The organism is Tenacibaculum dicentrarchi (assembly GCF_964036635.1).
GTDB lineage: Bacteria > Bacteroidota > Bacteroidia > Flavobacteriales > Flavobacteriaceae > Polaribacter > Polaribacter dicentrarchi.
Genome location: NZ_OZ038524.1, coordinates 1781502 through 1806266, shown reverse-complemented (window position 1 = coordinate 1806266; position 24765 = coordinate 1781502). Strand labels below are relative to the sequence as shown.

The window sequence follows — 24765 nt, the reverse complement described above, 5'->3', positions numbered from 1 at the left end:
GTAAATTGTAAAACCATGAATATTCAACAAACAATACAAGCGCTTCGCGATGAACTAAACCAGCATAATTATAATTATTATGTGTTAGATAATGCCACTATTTCAGATTATGATTTTGATATCAAACTAAAAAAATTAGCTAATTTAGAATCCGAGCATCCACAGTATTTTGATGCCAATTCACCAACTCAAAGAGTAGGCGGAGAAATTACCAAAAACTTTGATACTGTTACCCATAAAAACAGAATGTATTCTTTAGATAATTCTTATTCAAAAGATGATTTATTAGACTGGGAAAAGCGACTTCAAAAAATGCTAGGAACGGATGAAATAGAGTATACCTGTGAGTTAAAATATGATGGGGCATCTATCAATTTAACTTTTGAAAATGGTAAATTTATAAAAGCAGTAACCCGTGGCGATGGTTTTCAAGGAGATGAGGTAACGGCTAATATTCGTACTATAAAATCAATTCCGTTGCAGGTAAATAAAAGTTTTTTAAGCGATTTTGAAATGCGTGGAGAAATTATTTTACCGCTTGAAGGATTTCATAAAATGAACCAAGAACGCCTTAAAAATGATGAAGAACCGTATAAAAACCCACGAAATACCGCAAGTGGAAGTTTAAAATTACAAGATAGCGCTGCCGTTTCAAAGCGTCCGTTAGATTGTTTGTTATATCAAGTTGTAACAGAAGATAGAACCTATAAAACACATTTTGAAATTTTAGAAAATGCTAGAAATATTGGCTTTAAAGTGCCTAAAACTATTACGTTAGTAAATTCTATTGATGCGGTTTTTGAATTTATCAATCATTGGGATATCGAACGTCATAATTTGCCTTACGAAACCGATGGCATTGTTGTAAAAGTAAATAATTTACAGCAACAAGAAGAACTAGGATACACCTCAAAAGCCCCACGTTGGGCAATTGCCTATAAGTTTAAAGCTGAGCAAGTATCTACAGTTTTACATGAAATTAGCTATCAAGTTGGGCGAACAGGAGCTATTACACCTGTCGCAAATTTAGAGCCTGTACAATTAGCGGGAACCATTGTAAAACGAGCATCATTACATAATGCCGATCAAATTGAAAAATTAGACATCAGAATAAACGATACTGTTTTTGTAGAAAAAGGCGGGGAAATTATCCCGAAAATTATAGCCGTTGATTTATCTAAAAGACCAGCTGATTCTGAGCCTACAAAATACGCAACCAATTGCCCTGAATGCGATACTGAATTGGTAAGAAGCGAAGGCGATGCCAAACATTATTGCCCAAATGAATTTGGTTGTGCGCCACAAATAACGGGGAGAATCCAGCATTTTATCAGCAGAAAAGCCATGGATATTGATGGTTTAGGCGGTGAAACGGTTGATTTATTACGTAAAGAAGGCTTAATTAAAAATTATGCCGACTTATACGATTTGAAAATCGAACAGATTATTCCGTTAGAAAGAATGGCAGAAAAATCAGCACAAAATATAATTGCAGGAATTGAGAAATCAAAAGAAATTCCATTTGAAAAAGTATTATTTGCTTTAGGAATTCGATTTGTTGGTGAAACAGTAGCTAAAAAACTAGCAAAACATTTTAAATCTATTGATAAATTAATGACTGCCGATTTAGAAACACTAATTTCCGTAGATGAAATTGGTGATAGAATTGCAGAAAGTATTACCGAGTTTTCAAATGATGTAGGAAATATTGAATTAATTAACAGGTTAAAATTACACGGCGTACAATTAGAAGTTTCTGCGGAAAGTTTAGAAAATCAAACCGATAAACTTGCCGAAAAAGTATTTGTTGTTTCTGGTGTTTTTCATCAGATGACAAGAAACGAACTTAAAAAAGCCATTGAAGATAACGGTGGAAAAGTAAGTAGTTCAATATCTAAAAAAACAAGTTTTATTGTTGCTGGCGATAACATGGGACCGAGTAAATTAGCGAAAGCCGAAAGTTTAGGTATATCGATAATTTCAGAACAGGAATTTATTGATATGATTGGGTAGAGGTAGAATTATATTTTAAATAAGAAGGGGAGAATTCCCTTTCTTATTTAAAATATATGTTTGCTAGGCTTTTTTGATGAGATATATATATAATGATTACTAGTTTTGGAGGTAGTTTTATTTAATTATCATAGAGCAAATTAGAAGGCTTATTTGAGTAATAATTAATATCTAAAGCAATTTTAATGAAGGTTTTGTGGTTTCTGCGATAAAATCATTAAACTTGTTTGTCAAAAAATCAGATAAATTTAAATTTTCATCTTGAAAATCAATTTCATCAAGTTTTATTTTATTAAATCCAAAGTTAATAATCTTACGTTGTAATTTAGACGTATCATTGTCATTTTTTGTTAACTGCAATATTTTTGCTTTTAAAATTGCTTTATCGGTAAGTTCTTTTTTCCACCCTTCTTTTTCTGTTAATTTTTTAGTTACATTTTCTACTTTTGAAGAAATATAATTTCCCGCTTTTCCTTCCCATAATAGATATATTGCATTTTGAATTGAAATTTTATTTGCAATTATAAAATAGATAGCAATAAAAACTGGAGATCCAAAAATAAGTAGAAAAGTAAAGATATTTGTTGTTAGTAGTCCTGTAAATAAACCTATAATACTTCCATGACCACCACCTGATAACCCAATATTTCCATATAAAGCGATAAGAAATGTTATTAAGGTTACTATATTTCCTAATGAAAAAATAAAAATCCATTTAAGAGCTGTTTTACCACTTATCTTTACTGCTATTTTAATATTTTCTTTCATTGTTTTTTAACAAATCTAATTGATTTAAAACTATTACAGTTAATATAATTATAAATTGTTGTAATTTCCCTTAAAATTAGAACTAAACAAATGAGAATAAAAATAGTATCAATTATTTTTTTAATAATTGCAATTTTAGATGTTTATGCAGTAATTACACAAAATAAAAGTTTAGAATTTTTTTGTAAACCTTTATTGATGCCAAGTTTAGTTGTATTATATTTAGTAAGTATAAAAAAAGATGGAAAAGCTAATTTATGGCTGTTTTCAGCATTGTTTTTTTCTTTTTTGGGTGATGTATTTTTATTAGATAAAACAAATTATTTTGTATTCGGATTAGGCTCTTTTTTAGTTGCACACATTATGTATATAAAAATGACCGCAAATTTTTTAAGGAAAACAGCCGTTGTAAAAATTGTAAAATCAGCAATTATTTTTGTAGCTTTATTTGTAAGTGTTTTTTTGTTGATAAAAGATAATTTAGGCGAAATGTTAGTGCCTGTATTAGTTTATGGAACGGCAATTTCAGGTTTTGGAACTTGTACTTTGTTAAATTACCAGCAAGAAAAATCAATAAAAAACACGGTATTGTTATTAGGTGCAATTTTATTTATTGCTTCAGATAGTTGTATTGCTTTAAATAATTTTTACAACCCAAAGCATTTTTTTGATATCACTATAATTATACTCTATGTATTGGCGCAATTTTTAATTGTAAAAGCAATACTGTTTCGAAAATAGTGGTTTTTATGGTTGTATTATTGTCTTTATTCCAAATCATCATCTTCTATTCTGTCAATTAAGGTATCTATTTCTTTAATTGTAGCTTTTCTTTTTTCTTTTGCTTTCAGTATTATTTCAGTCGTGTTATTAGGGTTTGTAATCTGAATATTATAATAATCAATTAATGTTTTGAGTGCATTTAATTTCGATGCAGTTTTCATTTGTTCTACTTGCTCAATCAATGCTTTTTCTGAATTTTTTTGTGCTTTAGCTCTTTTTTTTAATTCTAGTCTATTTAAGCCAATTTCATTCCGCTGCAATTCTAAATCTTGTTTTTGTAATACGATTGTATAAATTAATCCTGCAAAAGCTAATCCAGAAAATAACGCATTTACTGCACCAAATAAATCACCAAAACTACCTCTGTTAGACCAATTGTCAAGCCCAAAAAATATTAAAATTGTTGAGGCACTCCAAATAATTATAACTAAAAAAATCATCTTGGTTAAGAGTCCAACATTAGCTTTATGCTCGTTCATTTGTTATGTTTTTTGAAATTAATAATTATTTTATATGATTTTCATTAGTGATATTGGCTTCTTTTTTGGTTTCTTTGGTAATATTTTTAATACTTTTTAAAATAAAAATATTGTTAGGTAACGTTATTTCTCCCGATTCTTTTGTTTGAAGTGTTATAAAAAATAAACCAATATTAATAACTCTCCCTTCAATCACATAGTCTTTAGCTTCTAAAATAACGATAGAATCATTTAACTTTACAGGATGATTAAAAAATAAGATTATACTAGACGTTATATTAGAAAGCAAAGACCATTGTGCGAAAAATGCAACTCCAACAAATGTAAGTACTGAACCTATAAACACTGCTAAATCAGATTGTTTTACTCCCCAAATTAGTGAAATAAAAATAAGAAAAATTAAAGATAAAATTATGTTAATAATTTTCTTAATTATCATTCCTCTTGAGCTATGAATAAATTTATCTGAAAGTGTTTTATTGATAATTTTTATAGCATTTTTTCTTAGAAAAAAATACAATATGATGGTAATAACAGATTCAAGGATTTTTATATAATATATTTTCATTTACAGGTATGTTCTTAAATAATAGATTCTGAGTATTTTATTTATGTTTTAATTAAAATATAAATAAAATTAATAAATATACATTTTTTTATTAACAACTTTCTTGTTATCTCTTTAATAGATTGTTTTTATTAAGGAAACTCTTATTTTTTTAGATGATTCTATAAAACCAATTTCAGTACTAGAATTAACGTATCTAAAAGACTATTTTTGCAAAACAAAACAAACACAAATGGAATTTACCCAATTATCTGATTTAAAAAAAATTGTAGATCAACAAGCTGTTAAGAAAAGAATAGTATTGTGTTCTGCGGCAGATGAACATGCTTTAGAGGCTATAAAAAATGCTTATGAAAAAGGAATTATTACGCCAGTATTAGTAGCTAAAAAAGAAGACCTTTTAGCTTGTGCTAAAAATTTAAATTTTGATTTAACAGATATTGAGTGTCATTTTGAACGTGACTTACCTGCTATTATTAAAAAATCAATATCTATGGTTACTGCTAAAAAAGCAGATATTTTAATGAAAGGTAAATTATCTACGGCAGAACTTTTATCAGGTGTACTTAATAAAGAATGGGGATTAAAAACAAGAAAATTCTTATCGCATTACGCAATTTTTGAAATTCCAGAATACCACAAACTTTTAGGAATTACAGATGTTGCTTTTAATATTGCTCCTGGGCTAAAAGAAAAAGTTGCAATCGTAAAAAATGCCGTAAATTTTTCTAAGCGTATAGGAGTTATTAACCCAAAAATTGCCGCTGTTGCCGCTGTTGAAATGGTAAACGAAAAAATGTCTGCAACTACCGATGCAGCTTTACTGTCTATTATGCAACGCCGTGGACAAATTAAAGACTGTTTAATTGATGGACCTCTTTCTTTTGACAACGCTATTAGTTTTGAAAGTAAAAAATCAAAAGGATTAGAAGGTCCTGTAGCTGGAGATGCCGACATTATTTTAGTTCCTAACATCGAGGCAGGAAATATGTTGTATAAATCCTTTGTGTTTTTTGCAAATGCAAAATTATGTGGTATCGTATTAGGTGCGCCTTTTCCAATAGTATTAACCTCTAGAGCCGATTCTAAAGATACGAAATATAATAGTATTTTATTAGCTTCTGCTGCTTCTAATGAATAAAAAAATGAAAAACTATATTTTAGTAATAAACCCAGGATCTACTTCTACAAAAATTGGACTTTTTAACGGAGATATGCCTGTTTTTGAAGAAAATTTTCATCATAACCCCGAAGATTTACAAGAATTTTCAAGTATTTTAGACCAAGCTCCATATCGAAAAACCTTGATTTTAAATTTCTTAAAAAAACAAAACATAACGCCAAGCTCTTTAAAATTAGTGATGGCTAGAGGAGGCCTTTTAAAGCCTGTTGTTTCAGGAGTTTATCAGGTGAATAAAGCGATGCTTAACGATTTGGTGAATGCACCAAAGCAACACGCAAGTAATTTAGCCGCAATTATAGCGAATGATATTGCTACCGAAAACAGTATTAAAGCCTATATAGCAGATCCTGTAGTTGTCGATGAATTATGTGAATTAGCACGATTTACAGGACACCCAGAATTGAAAAGAATTTCTATTTTTCATGCTTTAAATCAAAAAGCAGTAGCTAGAAAATTTGCTGAAAAAAATGCTAAAAAATATGATAACCTAAACCTTATTATAGTACATATGGGAGGGGGAATAACTGTTGGTGCACATCAAAAAGGAAAAGTTATTGATGTAAATCAAGGTTTTGATGGTGAAGGCCCTTTTTCTCCTGAACGTACAGGAACATTACCTACGGGCGATTTAATTAAGCTTGCAATGAGCGGTAAATATACGCTAGAGCAAATGCAGCAATTCATTGTAGGAAAAGGAGGTGTAAACGCATATTTGGGAACTAACGACATGAGAATTGTTGAAAACAAAGCGCTTACAGATGATAATTATAAAATTGTTTTAGATGCGATGTGTTTTCAAATAGCAAAATACATTGGAGCGATGGCAACAGTGTTAAAAGGAGATGTAGACGCTATTTTATTAACCGGTGGAATTGCTTATAGCAAATACGTTACGGAACAATTAAAAGACTACACAAACTACATTGCAACTACAGAAATATATCCGGGTGAAGACGAATTAGAAGCACTTGCTTTTAATGGAAATCTAGTTTTAGAAAATGCGATAAACTTAAAAGTTTATAAATAGCTTTATAGGTTGAAATTTATACAAAACTAACTATCCTTGTTTTTTATAAATAAGGATAGTATTGTAAGTTATGAAGCCTTAAAAATCGATAAAACTGATCTCTACCGATGTTAATATTCTGATTAACCATGTCGTTTTTTAATTCCGTATAGAGTTTAATTCCTCCAGTTTTAGAACCTACAGTTTTACGATATTGTTGCACCATTTTAATTAGTTTCTTATCATTTAACTGTTTGTTTTCTTGTTTTTTAATTCTTTTGTAGAAGGCTTGTTTACTAATCCCAAAACACTGATAGAACCATTTTCTTTTAAAATGTTTTTCTTCTTTATTTCTATCTCTTTTGCTAATGTTTCGGGCAACGACTTTTTTGACATATCAACTCCAGTAATGATTTCCATATCGGCAATAACATCTTGCTGAAAGTCTTTTACAAACTCTAGTTCTTCAATTCGTTCCTTTAGTTTTTTAATTTCATCTAATTTACTCATACCATTATTTTGTTGAGCTAAGATACTATATTTTCTAATCCAATATGAAATAGTAGTTCTAGGAACATCATATTTTTTGGAGGCAAAGTTTGTAGAGATTTGACCATTTTGAATTTGGTCAACGATGAATAATTTGAGTTCTAATGTTACTTTTTCGTACGTTTTTTTTCGCCAGGGTTGTTTTTGTAATTTCATAAGTGACTATCAATAATTGATGAATTTTTAGTCAAGCTATTTCAGTAAAATTCTTCTATTCCATTAATTACAACGTTGTTGTATAAGATTAGTTGCGTGTTTCAAGCACTAAAGTTAGTAAATAAAACACAGATTTAAAGTCTGCGAGAACTTTTCTAAATAAGCTAAAACCAGCAATTAATTTTATACGGTGTTGGTAGCCGTTTTTTTTATTCCGAAATTGTTATAATGAAAACTTGACTTTAAACAATACTTGTGTAGGTCTTAAAATAAAATTAGATTCCAAATAACTAAAATTATTAATATTTACAGTTCTGTAATTTTCTGTGTTAAAAATATTATTCCATTGAATCTCAAAATCAATGTTTTTCTTTTTCCAAGTATAGCGATAAACTAAATCTGCAAATAAATTTTTAGTATTTTCAGAGAATAAATTATTCTTGATAAGTTCAGTTTTTAAACTTAAGTATTGATTTTCTTTTGGGTAAATGTTAATATTGAATTTATGAAATTGTTGAGTTATTGTTTGATTTTTCTGTTCTTGGATTTGATTGTTTGAAAATTGAAAAGTAGATGTTAATTCTGTATTTAACGAATCAGTAATATCGATATCTACCTTTCCATTAAAACCCCAATTTTGATTAGAGATATCTGTTATATTAGAATTCAAAATTTGCTGAAAATATTGTAGACTATAATTGACACTCATCGTTATATTTGTGTTTATTGAACTAATATATTTGCTCAATTTCGTAGAAAAATTATGAGATTGTCTTTTATTGTCTTGTTCAATAGCTTGAAACTCAATTGCACCATTATTTAAAACTTGTGTATTGTAAAGTAAGTTATTATTTGTTGTCGTATTTGAATAAGTTAAGTTTAAAAATAAAGCATTAATAGGGTTTCTATAACCTATAAATGCAGAATAATTAATAGTTTGTTTTTCAGGTAAAGGTGCATCTATACGTTGTATGTTTCTATAATTTAGCAAGATGTAATTATAATATACTTGATTTATAGCCCCAAATTGATTGCTAAAACTGGCTGATGAAACAATACTCCAAAAATTAGTGATATCATAATTTAAAGAGAAGCGTGGTTCAAAAGTTAATCGATTGAGGTTTTGATTTCGCAATAAAGGTTTGTCTTCTAATTGGTAATTATGAAAATTAACTGGCGTTGTCAATTCCATTCTCCATTCATCTTTTTTATATTGTGTTTTTAAATTAAAATACAATTTGGCACGTCTCCAATCTAAATTGTTTTCAAAATTTGAGATTTGATTTGTGTTTGATGTTAAAATTTTACTTTTTAAATCTTGCTTTTCAAACTGAAAACCAACTTTAGGGCTAAAACTGAATTGTTTCCAACCTTTTGTGAAACCTAAAGACTTATTAGTGTAAAACGTATTAAGTTCAACGTTTTGAATAACTTTTTCATAAGCATTACCATTATTTAATAAGTCGTTAAACTGACCTGGGTGAATAATTAATGATTGTGGTGTTTTATTAAATCCTATATAAGAATTTAATGAAGCAATCTGTTTACCAATTGAGAATAGAGTTTTAAATTTATTTGATAGTTTAAAATATCTATTACTTAAACTTTGACCAATATTACTATTATTGAGTTGAATATTGCCTTGTTGATTATCCCAAAATCCTTGAAATTGTAAACTGTTTTTTAAAAAGTTTTTATTAGTATTCTTTTGAAGTGTTAGATTTGTTTCTAAAGTATTTATATAAAGTTGGTTATATTTCTGCTCAAATAAATTAATAGTGTCATTTGAAGTGAAAAATTGAGTATTTGTAATTCCGTTTTGTTGCTGATAATCATTAATATAAGAAACATTTAACCGCAATTTATAATCGTTTTTTAATTTTTGTAAATAATTATTTGTGATTAAATGAATGTTGTTATCTAACCAACGTTTTTCTGAAAAATTGGGTGTTTGAAGTTTTTGAATAGATAACCAATCTTGTTTTTCATTATTACTTTCAAATTGTTCTAATAAATCTTCAATTGTTAAAGTTTTTAATTGCGAAGCCACATCGTTTCCAGTATTATTAGATTGATAAGAACTTAACATTTGTTTTTTCTTTGAAAATAATATAGGCGTTACATTCACATCCCAAAGTAAAGGCGATAATCCATTACCAATTTCTGCTTGCCCCGTAAAAGTGTAACTATTTTTAAGTTTAATATTTATAGCTGATTGGTCAGAAAAAACTAAAGTATCCAACATCTTTATTGGTTGATGATTTTCTAAAACTTGAACTTTAGTAACTTCTTTATAAGGTAAGTTTTTATTTGCTAAATTATACTTACCTTCTAATAAATCCAACCCTTCAATATAATATTTATTAATAGGTTTACCCTGATACAAAATTTTTCCATTATCTAAAACTTGAATACCAGGCATATTTTTTAAAACATCTGCAATAGTTCTATCCTCTTGTTTAGAAAATGCACTTACAGAATAATTTATAGTATCGCCTTTACGAGTAATAGGTAAAGATTTTACAATAACTTCTTTTAATTCGGTTATTTCTTCTTCTAAAACAAAATTTAAAGTTTGAGTTTTATTTTCAATAATTTTGGAAACATTTTTAAAACCCATTGACCTAATTTTAAGTTGAATTTTTTCTGTTTTAGAATTTATTCTAATTGAAAATTCTCCTTTATTATTAGAAATACCATAGTTTAAAATAGTATTTAATAGCCTAATTGTTACACTAACACCAGAAACTGGTACACCTTCTATAGTTTTTAAATTACCATTAATTGTGCTTTGAGAAAAACTAAAAATTGAAAAAAGAAAAAATATACCAAAACTTATAAATAACTTCATTAATCAATAATTTCTATAGGGTTATATGGTATTTTTTTGAAATTTGCACTTCCTCTAATAGTTCCTGTAATAAAATTTTCAGGCTTTTCATAAAAATTTCTTTCAGCTTTAAAAAAGTTTTCTTTTGATGTTTCTATTGTATTTTTTTTAATTGACTTATAAATTTCTTTTTGTTTATTATCCACACCAATAGCTATAAAATGGAAGTTTTTTTTATCATCATACAACTCTAAAATTAAACCAGGTAAATTACCAAAAACATAAGGACCTAAATTAATTGGTACTTCTTCTGTATACCAAGCTATCCATTTTCTACCTCCATAATTTATAATTGCTTTTTTTACTTTATAATTTAAAATTGTTTTATTTCCTTTTACAAGCTGCCAATTTAAACTATTTTTTTTCTCTTTATACTCATAATTTTTTTTGTAAATTTTACTTTGAATTGTTAAGGAGTTATTTTTTAAATCTTTAAAAATATTTTTTTTAAACCCTATTTTCGCCCTTATAGCGAGTAACTTATTTAATTCAACTGCGCCTAAGTTTTTATAATAGCTAAATTTTTCTTCTATAGAATCTTTTTTTAAAGTATTAAAATCTACAAATTTTGACCAATTTTGACCAATTTGGAGTAAAGTTAAAGAAGACTTTGTTTTTTCTGTTTTTTTAGGGTTTGAAATATATGTATAATTATAATAAATGTTTTGTTTTGTTTGTTCTAATTTTTCTGCATTATATTCGATAGGAGGAAAACTCATATTACCCTTAATTTGAATTTGTCCAATAACGTTGCTCGTAAATAAACAGAAAAATAATACTTTTAAAATTTGTTTCATATTTAATAATTGTATTTGATTAAATGTGCGCAAAATTAATTTGCGCACAAAAAAATAATTAACATCTTCCATTTGAGAAATACCAAGCATCTTCTAATACTTGTTTAAACGTTTGATCATCTGTGCATAAGGAAAAGTTATTGTCGCATTCAACATTCACTTCTACCCAATTACCACAAACAAATTCCTCTGTAGTTGCACTTTCTTTAACATCTGTAGTTCCACTAAATGATGCTAATAAAAATGTTAATCCTAAAAATAAACTTTTCATAATTTTTCTTTTTTATGAAATTTTCCAACTTAAAAAAGTTGGTTTGGGAAATATTCCCGTTTTTGGTATTCATTCAATTCTACTATTTTGTTTACTTTCAATGTTCAAATCTCTTTAAGCGAGTGACTTTTATTTCCTCAATTTACAACCTTTCCTTTTTATAAACATTTAATTTTAACGCAATCTTGGATTCAATGTTCTAACGCAACAAAGCGTTGTTAATTTTTGATGGTACTAAGCTATGTTTTTTATTTCAATATCCATCATTTCTTTAGGAGTTTTGTACGCTATAATTTTCCGAGGTCTATTGTTTAATTTTTGTTGAATAATTTGTAGTTGATTTTCGCTAATTTCATTAAAATTAGTACCCTTAGGCAGATATCGTCTAATGAGTCCATTTGTGTTTTCATTGGTGCCTCTTTCCCATGAAGAATATGGATGTGCAAAGTAAATTTTCATACCTGTTTTTTGCGTTATTTTTTGATGCCTTGCCATTTCAATTCCGTTGTCATATGTCATTGATTTTTTATAAATAGGATTTAATTTATTCAATATTTTACTAAACTGATTGGCAACTTCCATCGCTTTTTTCGATTTTAGTTTGATGATTAAAGTGAACCTTGTTTTGCGTTCAACAATTGTTCCGATAGCACTTTTATGGTCTTTTCCAATGATTAAGTCCCCTTCCCAATGTCCAACTTCATCTCTAAGTTCAATATGCTTAGGTCTGTTGTCAATACTAACTTGATTGATTATTTTAGAGCCACCACCACGTTTTTTTTTATGAGGTCTCCGCCTTGTTTTTTTACGAACTAGAAGTTTTATTAATTTTTTATTTAAACTAGCTTGTGGTCTGGTGTAAATGTGTCTATAGATAGCTTCATGTGAAATAGACATTATTGGGTTTTTTGGATATAACTCTTTGAGTCTTCCTGAAATTTGTTCAGGAGTCCAGTTAGATAAAAGTCCTTTATAAACAAAAAATTTGAGTAGGGAATAGGTGCTTATTTTATCAAGGTTTCTTTTGTTCGCATAATCATCTTTAGCGTTCCAATGTGCTAATTCAGCATCATATTTATCTTCTTTATTTTGTACCCATTTAGAGACTTCTCTAAAGATTGTTGAACGTGCTCTTTTTAATGTTTTAGCGATATAAGATTTAGACTTTTTTTCATTTAAAAGAGTCTGAATAATAACTCTTTCTTTTAGAGTTAAACGTCTATGCTTTTTTATTTCCATTTTACAAATCTATAATTTTAGATTTGTTGCGTTAAGTTATTGAATGGAGCGGTTTTTTTTTAGCTTGCACCTAACGCCATGTGTATGTGGCGTATTTTTCCGCCAGGAAAATATGCGCTCATACACTTTGTTAACGTGCGTTTTTTCTTTTTTAATTAAAATACCGTTATAAAATCACACATTTTTCAGCGTTTTTATTCGGCGTTTAACTTGTCTAAATTTTCATATAAACTTACGCTAAAAAATCTAACATCGGGAATATTCCGAACATTTTTTCATTTTTATTTTCGATTGCGTAAACGAGCTAAAAAGTCCGCCATTTTCATTTCGGAATTATAAGCAAAATCTTACGTGATATTTGTCAAAATCTACTGTTTTACGATTCCGTTTCTATTGCGTAAACGAGCTAGAAAGTCGGCTATTTTCATTACAAACAGATTCACGCAATCTTTGTCAGGATTTTACTTTTCGAAAACGCTTAATTCCGTTAATATTCCGTGTAATTTTTGTATTATACTGATATAGGTTGACCTTTTTTAGGTTAATTTATATCGTTCAAACTATTTTTTTTTAGCCGTTTATAATGCAAAAAATAATTTGAACTAGCTTTGTTTTTAAATAGTTAGTTCGGGTAAATTTACATTATTTTTTCGATATGATTTATATTTTATATTCGGATTTAAATGTACTTCTGCGGGTTTTCTTAAATTTAGGCTAAAATGTGTTCTTAAATTATTGTATATATCTACGGCTTGTTTTGTGATTTCTTGAGCTATAGCTGTATTTTTGATTGTTTCTTTTAAAGCATATTCGTACTTTAAAGTTCTGTTTATTCTTTCAGCAATAGCATTTTTGTAGGGATCATATTTTTCGGTCATACTCATGATAATTCCATTACTTTCAGCAAACTCAGTGTATTTAGGATTACAATATTGGAATCCTCTGTCAGAATGATGTATAAGTTTTTCATGAGGATATTCTCTATTTTTAATAGCCATAGCGAGCGCATCTGTACAAAGTGATGTCTTCATGTGATTGTCGAGTTTATACCCCATAATTTTCTTGGAATAGGCATCCGTAACGATTGCTAAGTAGTTGTGTCCATTTTCAGTTTTGATGTATGTAATATCAGCTACCCAAAGTTGCTCTGGTCGAGTAGGAACGTGGTGTTTTACAATGTTTTTATATTTTCTAAAAAGATGTTTAGAATTTGTTGTTGTTACATAGTTTTTTCTTTTAGGAATAAGTAAGTTATGAAGCCTTAAAAATCGATAAAACTTATCTCTACCGATGTTAATATTCTGATTAACCATGTCGTTTTTTAATTCCGTATAGAGTTTAATTCCTCCAGTTTTAGAACCTACAGTTTTACGATATTGTTGCACCATTTTAATTAGTTTCTTATCATTTAACTGTTTGTTTTCTTGTTTTTTAATTCTTTTGTAGAAGGCTTGTTTACTAATCCCAAAACACTGATAGAACCATTCTCTTTTAAAATGTTTTTCTTCTTTATTTCTATCTCTTTTGCTAATGTTTCGGGCAACGACTTTTTTGACATATCAACTCCAGTAATGATTTCCATATCGGCAATAACATCTTGCTGAAAGTCTTTTACAAACTCCAGTTCTTCAATTCGTTCCTTTAGTTTTTTAATTTCATCTAATTTACTCATACCATTATTTTGTTGAGCTAAGATACTATATTTTCTAATCCAATATGAAATAGTAGTTCTAGGAACATCATATTTTTTGGAGGCAAAGTTTGTAGAGATTTGACCATTTTGAATTTGGTCAACGATGAATAATTTGAGTTCTAATGTTACTTTTTCGTACGTTTTTTTTCGCCAGGGTTGTTTTTGTAATTTCATAAGTGACTATCAGTAATTGATGAATTTTTAGTCAACCTATTTCAGTAAAGTTCAATTCCGCCGTTAAACATAACGTGATTGTATATGGTTTGTTGCGTGTTTCAAGTAACTAATTTAATAAATAATTACCGACCAAGAAAGTCCGAGAGGACTTTCGTAAGTAGGAGAGAAGCCAGCAATAAATTATATACGGTGTTGGCAAAAGTTATTCATCATTCAGTTCGAATTCTTTCGGAACTAATCTTGTCATTTCATAAACTCTAGATATTGGCATTGTTATTATAATTATAGGTATAAATAGTGGAAGTGTAATGAAAAAATAAACTTTCCACCAAAAACCTTTTAATTTATCTCCTAGTCGCCCTAAAGTTTTACCATAGACTAAATCAATCAAATAATCCTTTTTAATTTCTCCTTTCTGTATTTCTTTAACCCCTTTTATTGTTCCGTTTAATTCTAATTCACTACTTGAAGTTCCTGTGTGATATAATTCGATAACGACACCTTCATTAAAATGAAAATAGTCAAAATCTATCTTTAAAGAACTTTGAGATTTATTAAGGTTAAGACTGAAGTTGTTAGCAATCTTCTTTTGATAAATGATATTTGCATTTAGAATTTTATGATTTTTAGCAATATCAATTCTAATTTTATCTTTTGGTGCAATGTCTGAACTATCTATTGTCTCTTTCCCTTTGTTCCAAAGAGATAGTTTACTTACAGTTAAGTTGTTAATAACTTTTTCGTCATATAAAATTTTGACTTGCTCAATTTTTGAAACCTTTTCCTTTACAAGATTAAAGCTCTTAATTATATAAGTTGGCTTTTTTGATTTTTTGGACTTTAAATACAATAAATATGAAACAACAATACTTGAAATAGCGAGTAGTAAAAACACCAAATTTAACCATTGATTATTGTTCAAATATTCTGCTAACTCTTTAATTAATTCTTTCATTCTCTAATTTTTGCCAACGCCTAGTGTATGTGGCGTATTTTTCCGCCAGGAAAATATGCGCTCATACACTTTGTTAACGTGCGTTTTTTTCTTTTTTAATTAAAATACCGTTATAAAATCACATATTTTTCAGCGTTTTTATTCGGCATTTAACTTGTCTAAATTTTCATATAAACTTACGCTAAAAAATTTAACATCGGAAATATTCCGAACATTTTTTCATTTTTATTTTCGATTGCGTAAACGAGCTAAAAAGTCCGCCATTTTCATTTCGGAATTATAAGTAAAATCTTACGTAATATTTTTCAAAATCTGCTGTTTTACGATTCCGTTTCTATTGCGCAAAGGAGCTAGAAAGTCCGCTATTCTCATTACAAACAGATTCACGTAATCTTTGTCAGAATTTTACTTTTAGGAAACGCTTAATTACGTTAATATTCCGTGTAATTTGGCTTAATGCAGGTTAACGCCATGTGTATGTGGCGTATTTTTCCGCCAGGAAAATATGCGCTCATACACTTTGTTAACGTGCGTTTTTTCTGTTTTAATTAAAATACCGTTATAAAATCACATATTTTTCAGCGTTTTTATTCGGCGTTTAACTTGTCTAAATTTTGATATAAACTTACGTGAAAAAATCTAAAATCGGGAATATTCCGAACATTTTTTCATTTTTATTTTCGATTGCGTAAACGAGCTAAAAAGTCTACGGTTTTATTTCGGAATTATAAGCAAAATCTTACGTAATATTTTTCAAAATCTGCTGTTTTACGATTCCGTTTCTATTGCGTAAACGAGCTAGAAAGTCCGCTATTTTCATTACAAACAGATTCACGTAATCTTTGTCAGGATTTTACTTTTCGAAAACGCTTAATTACGTTAATATTCCGTGTAATTTGGCTTAATGCAGGTTAACGTTGTTGTATAAGATTAGTTGCGTGTTTTAAGTACCAAAGTTAGCAAATAAAACACAAATTTAAATTCCGCGAGGACTTACGTAAATTGGCTAAAACCAGCAATTAATTTTATACGGTGTTGTGCGTTCGTATTTATTTTTCCTTTGTTAAGTCGTAATCTTCTGAATTTTCACTTTTTCCAAATGCGTTTTCAATATATGTATTTGGGTCAATAAGAAAAGACTCTTCGTCAATGTATGATATGTAAGAAGCAGTTGATTCAGTAACTATTTTACACGTTTCACAAGAGTAAACTTTCGGTTCTTGGTTAAATCTATTTTTATTTATAATGTCATATACTAATGCTGTTGAATAAGAAGATGAACGACAGCCGTCATTTTGTTGGCTAATTGTCTTAAACCAATCATACCTGCCATTAACTTTTTGTATGACAGCAACAATTCCGTTTGTTTGTGAAGTTCTTCCTTTTCGAGTAATGTTTTTTAAACAATATTCAATTTCCCAATCAATCCACTTACTTTTCTTAATGTTTGGCGATATTATGACTATAGTAACAGAAGTATTGTACATTTTATCTTTTAAATCCTTTTTAATATTTTCGGTAGAAGTGTCAGTTAAATCCGCAGATTCGGAAGTTTCTCCTTGGTAATAAGTAGCATCTTCTCCAAGGCTTTCAAGAATTTCGTCTCTTAAATTTTGAGCCTCACTATATTTATATGAGATGAATGTTTTTCTTGCCATAGATTTATTTTTTTTTGAGTTTATTAATTTTAATTGGTTTTGATATTTCTTTAATTTTTAAAGTGTCAGAAGAAATTATTGTTGCATTAACATCAATTGGATTTATATTGAAATTTTTTGAATTAGTTATTGTTGCATTTATATTCAAAGGTTTTGCTTCTTCAGTTTTATTTAAAGTTTTTAGACCGTAAAAAGTTATAAGAGTTAATAGAATTAAAACTAAATAAAACCATCTAATTGTATAAGAACCAATAACTGAAATCCAATTATTCCTTTTCAGTTCTTTAAATTGAACAAAATTCATTGAATAATCTGTGACTGAATATTCTTTAGCGGTTATTGTTGGGTCATTATCTAAAACTTTCCTTATTTTCTTTTTCAGTTGCTCTTTAGGTATTTTTATTTTATTTCCTTTTGCTACACAAGAGTATAATGATACAAAACACCTTTCATTTGCAAGAAACATTGAATCTAAAATCCAAAACATTATTATAGGCCCAATTGCTATGAAACATAAATAAGGTTCTTTAATTGTTCCTGTAAGAGCAAATATTGCAGAAGTAATTGTAATTGCCCAACCCTTAATTTTAAAAGAATTCGAATTATGTCTATTTATAACTCCTTGAATAAATTCTAAATGTTTTTCGTTTATAGCACTCATTTTGTTGGTTTGGTTATATGACGCACAACGCCATGTGTATGTGGCGTATTTTTCCGCCAGGAAAATATGCGCTCATACACTTTGTTAACGTGCGTTTTTTCTTTTTTAATTAAAATACCGTTATAAAATCACATATTTTTCAGCATTTTTATTCGGTGTTTAACTTGTCTAAATTTTCATATAAACTTACGCTAAAAAATCTAACATCGGGAATATTCCGAACATTTTTTCATTTTTATTTTCTATTGCGTAAACGAGCTAAAAAGTCCGCCATTTTCATTTCGGAATTATAGACAAATTCTTGCGTAATATTTTTTAAAATCTGCTGTTTTACGATTCCGTTTCTATTGCGTAAACGAGCTAGAAAGTCCGCTGTTTTCATTAGAAACAGATTCACGTAATCTTTGTCAGGATTTTACTTTTCGAAAACGCTTAATTACGTTAATATTCCGTGTAATTTGGCTTAATGCAGGTTAACGTTTCGTGTATGGTTTAGTGCGGGAATAGAAAGTCAGAGGACTTTCAATTTAGCACGAGGCAAAGCATTTTGTTTGCCTTTATTTTTTTCTGTACTAAAGTCAAATCAAAATGATTTGACGGACTTAGTAAATATACACAAAACTTTTGGTTAAGCACTTAACCCGCATTAACTATACACATTGTTGGCAACAGTTTTTTACATTTTTAAAATTATATATGTTCCAATAAGAAGTAATATTAAATATAATGGAAAAATAGTTTCACCAAAACAACTTCTCCAAAAAGCACATTTCCCTTTATTGAATTTAGATGCATCCATAGAAAAATCTATTACATTATTTTTTTTTAACCTAACTTCATTATAAAGTTCTCTATATCTCCTCTCTTGCATTAAAAAAAAGGCATTTAAATACCAAAAAAAAGGAGCTATAAAATATACTAAATAAGCATAGTTTTTGTTTGATTCATTTGCAGAAAAAGCAAATAAGGCTGTAATAATTGCTACAGACCACCCTTTAACAGTAAAGGAATTGGTACTCATTCTTGTAATTGTATTTTGTATAAATTCTAGGTGTTTTAATTTATTTTCCATTTAATAAAGTTGCTTATATTTTTGATTATTTTTAATGGGAAACATTTTGTACAAACTATCTAAAGGACTTAGAGAATAAATATTATTTCCTAGAATCCATCTTCTAAAGCTTTCAAAATCAATATCCATAAGATGTGATAAATCAATATCATATTCAATTAAAAGTTCTGAACGTTTACTTTCGTTTAATTGAGCTTCTGTCGAAAACATTTTATATTCAGATTTAAGTCTTTTTGGTGTCTTTTTTTTAATTATTTGAGTTGTACAAATTTCCGAATAAATCCAAGGAGAAAAAGTTCTACTTTGTTTAATGAAATTTTCAGAAGAAATTGAATTAGGTGTATTTAAGAAAAAGATACATTCACAATTATCTATCATTTTGTTTAATGAATTAAGCAACATTAAATTTACATGAGAGCAAGTATTGTTAGATGTTCTATAATCATAAGTTTTTTTCTCTTCATTATAACAATAATCGTAATTTAATGCATCAATTAAATTATCAGCATAACCCCAAACTGCTGAATCAATAAATGTTGTTAAACCTAATTTTTTATAAATCCAACCAGCAATTATGAATGCAGTTTTTTCGTCTTTATGAGAATGAGATAAGAATATATCAGCTTTTACGTTTGGAAACCAATCATTAATTATAAGGTTGGCACTAAGGTTTCCATTATTAAGAGAATATGAATCTATTTTGTTTTTGATTTCTTTCCTGAAATTATTAAAAATTTCTTTTCCCTGCTTTTCATATTCTTCAGATTCATTATCATTTAAGGTAAAGTTTAAATTAAATCCTCTATACATAGTATTTTTTTAAAAAATATAGTTATTGTCAATCTTTTATTTAGTATTTATTCAAACTTTTTTTCTGGGGTATGAGTAGAATTGTTGCCAACGCCATGTGTATGTGGCGTATTTTTCCGCCAGGAAAATATGCGCTCATACACTTTGTTAACGTGCGTTTTTTCTTTTTTAATTAAAATACCGTTATAAAATCACATATTTTTCAGCATTTTTATTCGGTGTTTAACTTGTCTAAATTTTCATATAAACTTACGCTAAAAAATCTAACATCGGGAATATTCCGAACATTTTTTCATTTTTATTTTCTATTGCGTAAACGAGCTAAAAAGTCCGCCATTTTCATTTCGGAATTATAGACAAATTCTTGCGTAATATTTTTTAAAATCTGCTGTTTTACGATTCCGTTTCTATTGCGTAAACGAGCTAGAAAGTCCGCTGTTTTCATTACAAACAGATTCACGTAATCTTTGTCAGGATTTTACTTTTCGAAAACGCTTAATTCCGTTAATATTCCGTGTAATTTGGCTTAATGCAGGTTAACGGTCTGTATAAGAATAGTGGCGGGATTAAGACCACAACTTTTTAAATCTAGACCAAAAATTATTACTTGTACTATCTACGTGTTTTTCTGGATCTCCGCCATTATTTTTATACTTTGTTGGGCTTAGTACTTCTTCATTAGCTTTCAACTCAGTTTTTTCTCTTTCAATTCGTTCGGCTTCTTCTTTGGCTTTCAATTCAGACTTTTCTCTTTCAATTCGTTCGGCTTCTTCTTTGGCTTTCAATTCAGACTTTTCTCTTTCAACTCGTTCAGCTTCTTCTTTGGATTTCAATTCAGCTTTTTCTCTTTCAACTCGTTCGGCTTCTTCTTTGGCTTTCAATTCAGACTTTTCTCTTTCAACTCGTTCAGCTTCTTCATTAGCTTTCAATTCAGCCTTTTCTCTTTCAATTCGTTCGGCTTCTTCTTTGGCTTTCAATTCAGACTTTTCTCTTTCAACTCGTTCAGCTTCTTCATTAGCTTTCAATTCAGCCTTTTCTCTTTCAATTCGTTCGGCTTCTTCTTTGGCTTTCAATTCAGACTTTTCTCTTTCAACTCGTTCAGCTTCTTCATTAGCTTTCAATTCAGCCTTTTCTCTTTCAATTCGTTCGGCTTCTTCTTTGGCTTTCAATTCAGACTTTTCTCTTTCAACTCGTTCAGCTTCTTCTTTGGCTTTCAATTCAGCCTTTTCTCTTTCAACTCGTTCGGCTTCTTCTTTGGATTTCAATTCAGCTTTTTCTCTTTCAACTCGTTCGGCTTCTTCTTTGGTTTCATCATTTTTTTCGGCAGGCACATCTATTATTGACAGCCCTCTAAATTCAAAATTTATTGGTTTAACCTTTAATGTTTCAGAGAATTCAATTTGATACTCACCTTTGTCTTCGTTTACTTCAATAATTTTTCCTTGTTTCCAAATAGCATGATTTACTATATCTCCAACTTCAAATCTTTTTTGCATAGATTGGCGAGTTGAATCTAATTTGAGTTGTTCTTTGGCTTCATCTATAATTTCTTGACTTAATTCACCTTTACGAACAAAATAGTTATCGCTTATTTCAAAGAGAAAGCGTGAAGGGTATTTATTTAGACCTGTACTGAAATTGAAACCTTCAGATTCGGTCATATAAAATGCTTTTTCAGCTCTTGTTATAGCAACATAGGTCAAACGTCTTTCTTCTTCAATGGCTTTTGCTCTTCTTTCCTTAATTGACATTGCACTCGGTAAAACCCCTTCTGTAAAACCGCAAAGAAAAACGTAAGGAAATTCTAAACCTTTAGAAGTATGAATGGTCATTAATTTAACTCTATCATTTTTATCGTCTTCAATATCCATATTTGTATAGAGTGCTATTTCTTGCAAATACTCAGTAAGATTTATTTGTTCTTCATCCTGTGTTTCTAATAAAATAATAGAGTTTTGAAGTTCTTTTACATTGTCTAATCTATCTGTGTCTCCATCAGTTCTATAATACGCAGAAAGACCACTTTCGTCCATTATTTCTTTGGTTAAATCTGAGATAATTAAATCATTTTTTGTTTTTTTAAACTTTTCGATTAATTCTATAAATTCTATGGCTCCTTTACGACTTAAATCCTTTTGTGATATATTTTCTTTTAATGCTGAGTAAAGAGAAATATTTTCCTTTTCGGCAATTTTGGCTACATTTTCAATAAACTTTTTACCTAAACCTCTGCTTGGAGTATTAACTACTCTTAGAAAAGAAAAATCATCCCCAAGTTCAACCAATCTTAAATAAGCAAGTACATCTTTAATTTCTTTACGTTCAAAAAATCTAATGCCACCAAAAACAGAATAAGGGATATTCTCTCTAATTAGAGATTGTTCGATGCTGCGTGAAATGTGATTGGCTCTATATAAAATGGCAAAGTCTGAATGTTTACACGTTTCGTTAGCTACAAGTTTCTTAATTTCATTTGCAACCCATAAACCTTCCTCATAATCATTTTTACCGTGAAAATGGACAACTTCGACTCCTTCGGGATTTTGAGTAAACATATCTTTATCAACCCTAATCTTGTTGTTTTTGATAATATGATTTCCAAGGTTTAATATATTCGGTGTGGAACGATAATTTTGATTCATTATAATTGTCTTTGAATCAACGAATTGTTTATCAAAATCAACCAGAATTTCGGGTTTAGCACCTCTCCATTCATAAATAGTTTGGTCTGGGTCGCCAACAACAAAAAGATTTTCATGAATTTGTGAGAGCATCTCAATTAACATAAATTGTTTTTGCGAACTATCTTGAGTTTCGTCTACTTGAATGTAATGCAGTCTTTTCTGCCACTTTTCAAGAGTGTCTGGATTATTTACAAATATATAAAGTGCAAAATTTAGTAGGTCGTCAAAGTCTAAAGCAAAATTCCGTTGTTGTTTTTCTAAGTATCTTATAAATACTTTTTCGATTTCATTATCGGTTTCTTTTTTCTTGGATTCAAGTATATATTGCAAATATTCTTGTGAGTTTTTTTGTTTACTTATATATCTTAATACTTGTTTGAAAGTGAATACTTTTGATGTTAAACCAAGTTCATTATATACTTGACGAAGAACGGTCTTCTGATCTTCAACGTCCATTATTATGAAGTTCTTAGGGTACTTTAGCTTGTTTATGTCCTCTCTTAAAACTCTAACGCAAAATCCGTGATAAGTAGTTATATAACTCAAATCTGAATTTTCTCCGACTAATCTTTTTACTCTTTTCCGCATTTCTTGTGCAGCCTTATTTGTAAAGGTTACACAGAGGATATTAGAAGAGTTAATTCCTAATGCTTCAACTATATATGCATATCTTGAAGTAAGAGCTTTTGTTTTTCCCGAACCTGCACCTGCTATTACTCTAACAAAACCTTCAGTTTCTGTTACAGCTTCTAATTGTTGTTCATTTAAATTTTCTTTCAGCTTCTCAATGCTATTCATTTGAGTTGTTTTTTCGTATTAAGCCCAACGTTTTGTATATGATTTGTTGCGTTTCGAGCAACTAATTTAGTAAATAAAAACGGGATAGAAAATCCCCTAAGGATTTTCGTAAGTAGGTGAGTACTAGCAATAAATTATATACGGTGTTAGTGGCAGTTTATATTATCGTTTTTATATGCTCTTTAAGGTTTTCAACTTTGTATTTACCATATTCTGCTGAAATCAATATTTCGTCAGCCGTTGCATTTTTAGGAGTTTTTATATTCGTAATTTTAGTAATTATCAATGGTTCAATTTGTTTTTCTATTTTAATTTTTTTCTTTTGGTTTATTTGATTTGATAAAACCCAATTAATGGAAATCCATTCATAAGAAATCCAGCCACCATAAATTTTACTTTCATTATAGATAAATTCAATTAATGGACTCATAAACATATGAGTATATTTATGAGATTTCATTATTTCCATATATTTTATTATCATTCTTATATGTTCTTTAATCTCAAATTGTAATGTGAATGTTTCAGGTATTTTACCTTCAGTGATAAATTTAGATAAATCAGATAAGTCTATTTTATTATGGATACTTTTTAATCTGCAACCTGAATGTTTAGCATAATATTTGTATAAGTTCGATTTTTCATTTTGCCAATTCTCTCCATAAATTTGTTCAAAATCAATATAATTTTGATTAAATAACGTTTCATAGTTTTTTTCGATATATCGAGCAAACTTATCATACGCATTATCGTGTGGTCGAGTTAAATTATTATTACATTCAATACATAAAATATTATTGAATTTAATTGATTTATCTTTATAGGTGTTTAAAGGTTTTATATCATTTGAAATAAATTTTGCTTTAAACTTTTTTCCTAAATTTCTTTTTATATCAGATGCTTTAAACTTATGTTCATCAGAATTTGCTTCTTTTTTTTCACATATCCAACATTTTATCATGAAGTTTTTTCTTTAATTGCTACTAACGCCTAGTGTATGTGGCGTATTTTTCCGCCAGGAAAATATGCGCTCATACACTTTGTTAACGTGCGTTTTTTCTTTTTTAATTAAAATACCGTTATAAAATCACATATTTTTCAGCATTTTTATTCGGCGTTTAACTTGTCTAAATTTTCATATAAACTTACGCTAAAAAATCTAAAATCGGGAATATTCCGAACATTTTTTCATTTTTATTTTCGATTGCGTAAACGAGCTAAAAAATCTACGGTTTTATTTCGGAATTATAGACAAATTCTTACGTGATATTTTTTAAAATCTGCTGTTTTACGATTCCGTTTCTATTGCGTAAACGAGCTAGAAAGTCCGCTGTTTTCATTACAAACAGATTCACGTAATCTTTGTCAGGATTTTACTTTTCGAAAACGCTTAATTACGTTAATATTCCGTGTAACTTGGCTTAATGCAGGTTAACGCCTAGTGTATGTGGCGTATTTTTCCGCCAGGAAAATATGCGCTCATACACTTTGTTAACGTGCGTTTTTTTCTTTTTTAATTAAAATACCGTTATAAAATCACATATTTTTCAGCGTT

Annotated in this window: 24 protein-coding genes; 4 read left to right on the top strand and 20 right to left on the bottom strand. The window is 28.8% G+C overall.

Features of this window, described 5'->3' with window-relative positions:
• Positions 1-15: 15 nt before the first annotated feature.
• Positions 16-2013, top strand: coding sequence for an NAD-dependent DNA ligase LigA (ligA, locus tag ABNT14_RS07820; protein ID WP_101902789.1), 1998 nt, complete (start codon positions 16-18; stop codon positions 2011-2013).
• Positions 2014-2184: 171 nt separating this feature from the next.
• Here ligA and ABNT14_RS07815 read toward each other — a convergent pair whose 3' ends face one another.
• Positions 2185-2781, bottom strand: coding sequence for a hypothetical protein (locus ABNT14_RS07815; RefSeq protein WP_101902790.1), 597 nt, complete (start codon positions 2779-2781; stop codon positions 2185-2187).
• Positions 2782-2871: 90 nt separating this feature from the next.
• Between ABNT14_RS07815 and ABNT14_RS07810 the strand changes: the two genes are divergently transcribed.
• Entirely contained in the window at positions 2872-3522 is a 651-nt protein-coding gene (locus ABNT14_RS07810; RefSeq protein ID WP_101902791.1) for a lysoplasmalogenase, read from the top strand.
• A gap of 26 nt (positions 3523-3548) precedes the next feature.
• Here the strand turns inward: ABNT14_RS07810 and ABNT14_RS07805 are convergent, their stop codons facing one another.
• Both ABNT14_RS07805 and ABNT14_RS07800 read right to left on the bottom strand, forming a co-directional pair.
• A complete protein-coding gene (locus tag ABNT14_RS07805; RefSeq protein WP_101902792.1) occupies positions 3549-4043 on the bottom strand; it encodes a hypothetical protein in 495 nt (164 codons plus the stop codon).
• 25 nt (positions 4044-4068) lie between these two features.
• Entirely contained in the window at positions 4069-4611 is a 543-nt protein-coding gene (locus ABNT14_RS07800) for a mechanosensitive ion channel domain-containing protein (RefSeq protein ID WP_101902793.1), read from the bottom strand.
• Positions 4612-4843: 232 nt separating this feature from the next.
• Here ABNT14_RS07800 and ABNT14_RS07795 point away from each other — a divergent pair, with 232 nt between their 5' ends.
• Entirely contained in the window at positions 4844-5752 is a 909-nt protein-coding gene (locus ABNT14_RS07795; RefSeq protein ID WP_101902794.1) for a bifunctional enoyl-CoA hydratase/phosphate acetyltransferase, read from the top strand.
• A 4-nt stretch (positions 5753-5756) separates the two neighbouring features.
• Positions 5757-6821 (top strand): butyrate kinase, encoded by a 1065-nt coding sequence (gene buk / locus ABNT14_RS07790; RefSeq protein WP_101902799.1) that lies wholly within the window; start codon positions 5757-5759, stop codon positions 6819-6821.
• Positions 6822-6864: 43 nt separating this feature from the next.
• Here buk and ABNT14_RS07785 read toward each other — a convergent pair whose 3' ends face one another.
• From ABNT14_RS07785 to ABNT14_RS07705, 17 genes are all read right to left on the bottom strand, one after another.
• Positions 6865-7026 carry a hypothetical protein gene (locus ABNT14_RS07785; RefSeq protein WP_214984021.1) on the bottom strand — a complete coding sequence of 54 codons (162 nt, stop codon included), beginning with the start codon at positions 7024-7026 and terminating at the stop codon, positions 6865-6867.
• Positions 7027-7046: 20 nt separating this feature from the next.
• Positions 7047-7505: a helix-turn-helix domain-containing protein gene (locus tag ABNT14_RS07780; RefSeq protein WP_214984020.1), complete on the bottom strand. Its 459-nt coding sequence runs from the start codon at positions 7503-7505 to the stop codon at positions 7047-7049.
• Between the two features lie 223 nt (positions 7506-7728).
• Positions 7729-10356: a carboxypeptidase-like regulatory domain-containing protein gene (locus ABNT14_RS07775; protein WP_101902279.1), complete on the bottom strand. Its 2628-nt coding sequence runs from the start codon at positions 10354-10356 to the stop codon at positions 7729-7731.
• Positions 10356-11192: a GLPGLI family protein gene (locus ABNT14_RS07770; RefSeq protein ID WP_159459524.1), complete on the bottom strand. Its 837-nt coding sequence runs from the start codon at positions 11190-11192 to the stop codon at positions 10356-10358. Before ABNT14_RS07770 ends, ABNT14_RS07775 begins: the two co-directional genes overlap by 1 nt.
• A gap of 58 nt (positions 11193-11250) precedes the next feature.
• Positions 11251-11463 (bottom strand): hypothetical protein, encoded by a 213-nt coding sequence (locus tag ABNT14_RS07765; protein WP_101902281.1) that lies wholly within the window; start codon positions 11461-11463, stop codon positions 11251-11253.
• A 234-nt stretch (positions 11464-11697) separates the two neighbouring features.
• Positions 11698-12702: an IS30 family transposase gene (locus tag ABNT14_RS07760; RefSeq protein WP_214986491.1), complete on the bottom strand. Its 1005-nt coding sequence runs from the start codon at positions 12700-12702 to the stop codon at positions 11698-11700.
• Between the two features lie 614 nt (positions 12703-13316).
• A complete protein-coding gene (locus ABNT14_RS07755) occupies positions 13317-14165 on the bottom strand; it encodes an IS3 family transposase (RefSeq protein WP_348719405.1) in 849 nt (282 codons plus the stop codon).
• A complete protein-coding gene (locus ABNT14_RS07750; protein WP_214984020.1) occupies positions 14111-14569 on the bottom strand; it encodes a helix-turn-helix domain-containing protein in 459 nt (152 codons plus the stop codon). Before ABNT14_RS07750 ends, ABNT14_RS07755 begins: the two co-directional genes overlap by 55 nt.
• Positions 14570-14774: 205 nt before the next feature.
• A complete protein-coding gene (locus ABNT14_RS07745) occupies positions 14775-15527 on the bottom strand; it encodes a hypothetical protein (protein ID WP_101902748.1) in 753 nt (250 codons plus the stop codon).
• 1049 nt (positions 15528-16576) lie between these two features.
• Positions 16577-17185, bottom strand: coding sequence for a TIR domain-containing protein (locus ABNT14_RS07740; protein WP_101902156.1), 609 nt, complete (start codon positions 17183-17185; stop codon positions 16577-16579).
• A gap of 4 nt (positions 17186-17189) precedes the next feature.
• Positions 17190-17846, bottom strand: a complete 657-nt coding sequence (locus ABNT14_RS07735; protein WP_101902157.1) for a hypothetical protein — start codon at positions 17844-17846, stop codon at positions 17190-17192.
• Positions 17847-18081: 235 nt separating this feature from the next.
• On the bottom strand, positions 18082-18228 hold the full coding sequence (locus tag ABNT14_RS07730; protein ID WP_180947639.1) for a hypothetical protein: 147 nt from the start codon (positions 18226-18228) through the stop codon (positions 18082-18084).
• A 294-nt stretch (positions 18229-18522) separates the two neighbouring features.
• Positions 18523-18918, bottom strand: coding sequence for a hypothetical protein (locus ABNT14_RS07725; RefSeq protein WP_101903798.1), 396 nt, complete (start codon positions 18916-18918; stop codon positions 18523-18525).
• Complete coding sequence (locus tag ABNT14_RS07720) at positions 18919-19728, bottom strand: hypothetical protein (protein ID WP_101903799.1); 810 nt, start codon at positions 19726-19728, stop codon at positions 18919-18921.
• A gap of 298 nt (positions 19729-20026) precedes the next feature.
• Entirely contained in the window at positions 20027-20173 is a 147-nt protein-coding gene (locus tag ABNT14_RS07715) for a hypothetical protein (protein ID WP_180947639.1), read from the bottom strand.
• A gap of 121 nt (positions 20174-20294) precedes the next feature.
• Positions 20295-23210, bottom strand: a complete 2916-nt coding sequence (locus ABNT14_RS07710; RefSeq protein WP_348719379.1) for a UvrD-helicase domain-containing protein — start codon at positions 23208-23210, stop codon at positions 20295-20297.
• A gap of 157 nt (positions 23211-23367) precedes the next feature.
• Positions 23368-24171: a hypothetical protein gene (locus ABNT14_RS07705; protein WP_101902729.1), complete on the bottom strand. Its 804-nt coding sequence runs from the start codon at positions 24169-24171 to the stop codon at positions 23368-23370.
• Between the last annotated feature and the right edge of the window lie 594 nt (positions 24172-24765).

Coding starts and splice junctions, on each gene's coding strand:
- ligA (WP_101902789.1), top strand. CDS start 16: ATGAATATTCAACAAACAATACAAGCGCTTCGCGATGAACTAAACCAG.
- ABNT14_RS07815 (WP_101902790.1), bottom strand. CDS start 2,781: ATGAAAGAAAATATTAAAATAGCAGTAAAGATAAGTGGTAAAACAGCT.
- ABNT14_RS07810 (WP_101902791.1), top strand. CDS start 2,872: ATGAGAATAAAAATAGTATCAATTATTTTTTTAATAATTGCAATTTTA.
- ABNT14_RS07805 (WP_101902792.1), bottom strand. CDS start 4,043: ATGAACGAGCATAAAGCTAATGTTGGACTCTTAACCAAGATGATTTTT.
- ABNT14_RS07800 (WP_101902793.1), bottom strand. CDS start 4,611: ATGAAAATATATTATATAAAAATCCTTGAATCTGTTATTACCATCATA.
- ABNT14_RS07795 (WP_101902794.1), top strand. CDS start 4,844: ATGGAATTTACCCAATTATCTGATTTAAAAAAAATTGTAGATCAACAA.
- buk (WP_101902799.1), top strand. CDS start 5,757: ATGAAAAACTATATTTTAGTAATAAACCCAGGATCTACTTCTACAAAA.
- ABNT14_RS07785 (WP_214984021.1), bottom strand. CDS start 7,026: ATGGTGCAACAATATCGTAAAACTGTAGGTTCTAAAACTGGAGGAATT.
- ABNT14_RS07780 (WP_214984020.1), bottom strand. CDS start 7,505: ATGAAATTACAAAAACAACCCTGGCGAAAAAAAACGTACGAAAAAGTA.
- ABNT14_RS07775 (WP_101902279.1), bottom strand. CDS start 10,356: ATGAAGTTATTTATAAGTTTTGGTATATTTTTTCTTTTTTCAATTTTT.
- ABNT14_RS07770 (WP_159459524.1), bottom strand. CDS start 11,192: ATGAAACAAATTTTAAAAGTATTATTTTTCTGTTTATTTACGAGCAAC.
- ABNT14_RS07765 (WP_101902281.1), bottom strand. CDS start 11,463: ATGAAAAGTTTATTTTTAGGATTAACATTTTTATTAGCATCATTTAGT.
- ABNT14_RS07760 (WP_214986491.1), bottom strand. CDS start 12,702: ATGGAAATAAAAAAGCATAGACGTTTAACTCTAAAAGAAAGAGTTATT.
- ABNT14_RS07750 (WP_214984020.1), bottom strand. CDS start 14,569: ATGAAATTACAAAAACAACCCTGGCGAAAAAAAACGTACGAAAAAGTA.
- ABNT14_RS07745 (WP_101902748.1), bottom strand. CDS start 15,527: ATGAAAGAATTAATTAAAGAGTTAGCAGAATATTTGAACAATAATCAA.
- ABNT14_RS07740 (WP_101902156.1), bottom strand. CDS start 17,185: ATGGCAAGAAAAACATTCATCTCATATAAATATAGTGAGGCTCAAAAT.
- ABNT14_RS07735 (WP_101902157.1), bottom strand. CDS start 17,846: ATGAGTGCTATAAACGAAAAACATTTAGAATTTATTCAAGGAGTTATA.
- ABNT14_RS07730 (WP_180947639.1), bottom strand. CDS start 18,228: ATGAAAACAGCGGACTTTCTAGCTCGTTTACGCAATAGAAACGGAATC.
- ABNT14_RS07725 (WP_101903798.1), bottom strand. CDS start 18,918: ATGGAAAATAAATTAAAACACCTAGAATTTATACAAAATACAATTACA.
- ABNT14_RS07720 (WP_101903799.1), bottom strand. CDS start 19,728: ATGTATAGAGGATTTAATTTAAACTTTACCTTAAATGATAATGAATCT.
- ABNT14_RS07715 (WP_180947639.1), bottom strand. CDS start 20,173: ATGAAAACAGCGGACTTTCTAGCTCGTTTACGCAATAGAAACGGAATC.
- ABNT14_RS07710 (WP_348719379.1), bottom strand. CDS start 23,210: ATGAATAGCATTGAGAAGCTGAAAGAAAATTTAAATGAACAACAATTA.
- ABNT14_RS07705 (WP_101902729.1), bottom strand. CDS start 24,171: ATGATAAAATGTTGGATATGTGAAAAAAAAGAAGCAAATTCTGATGAA.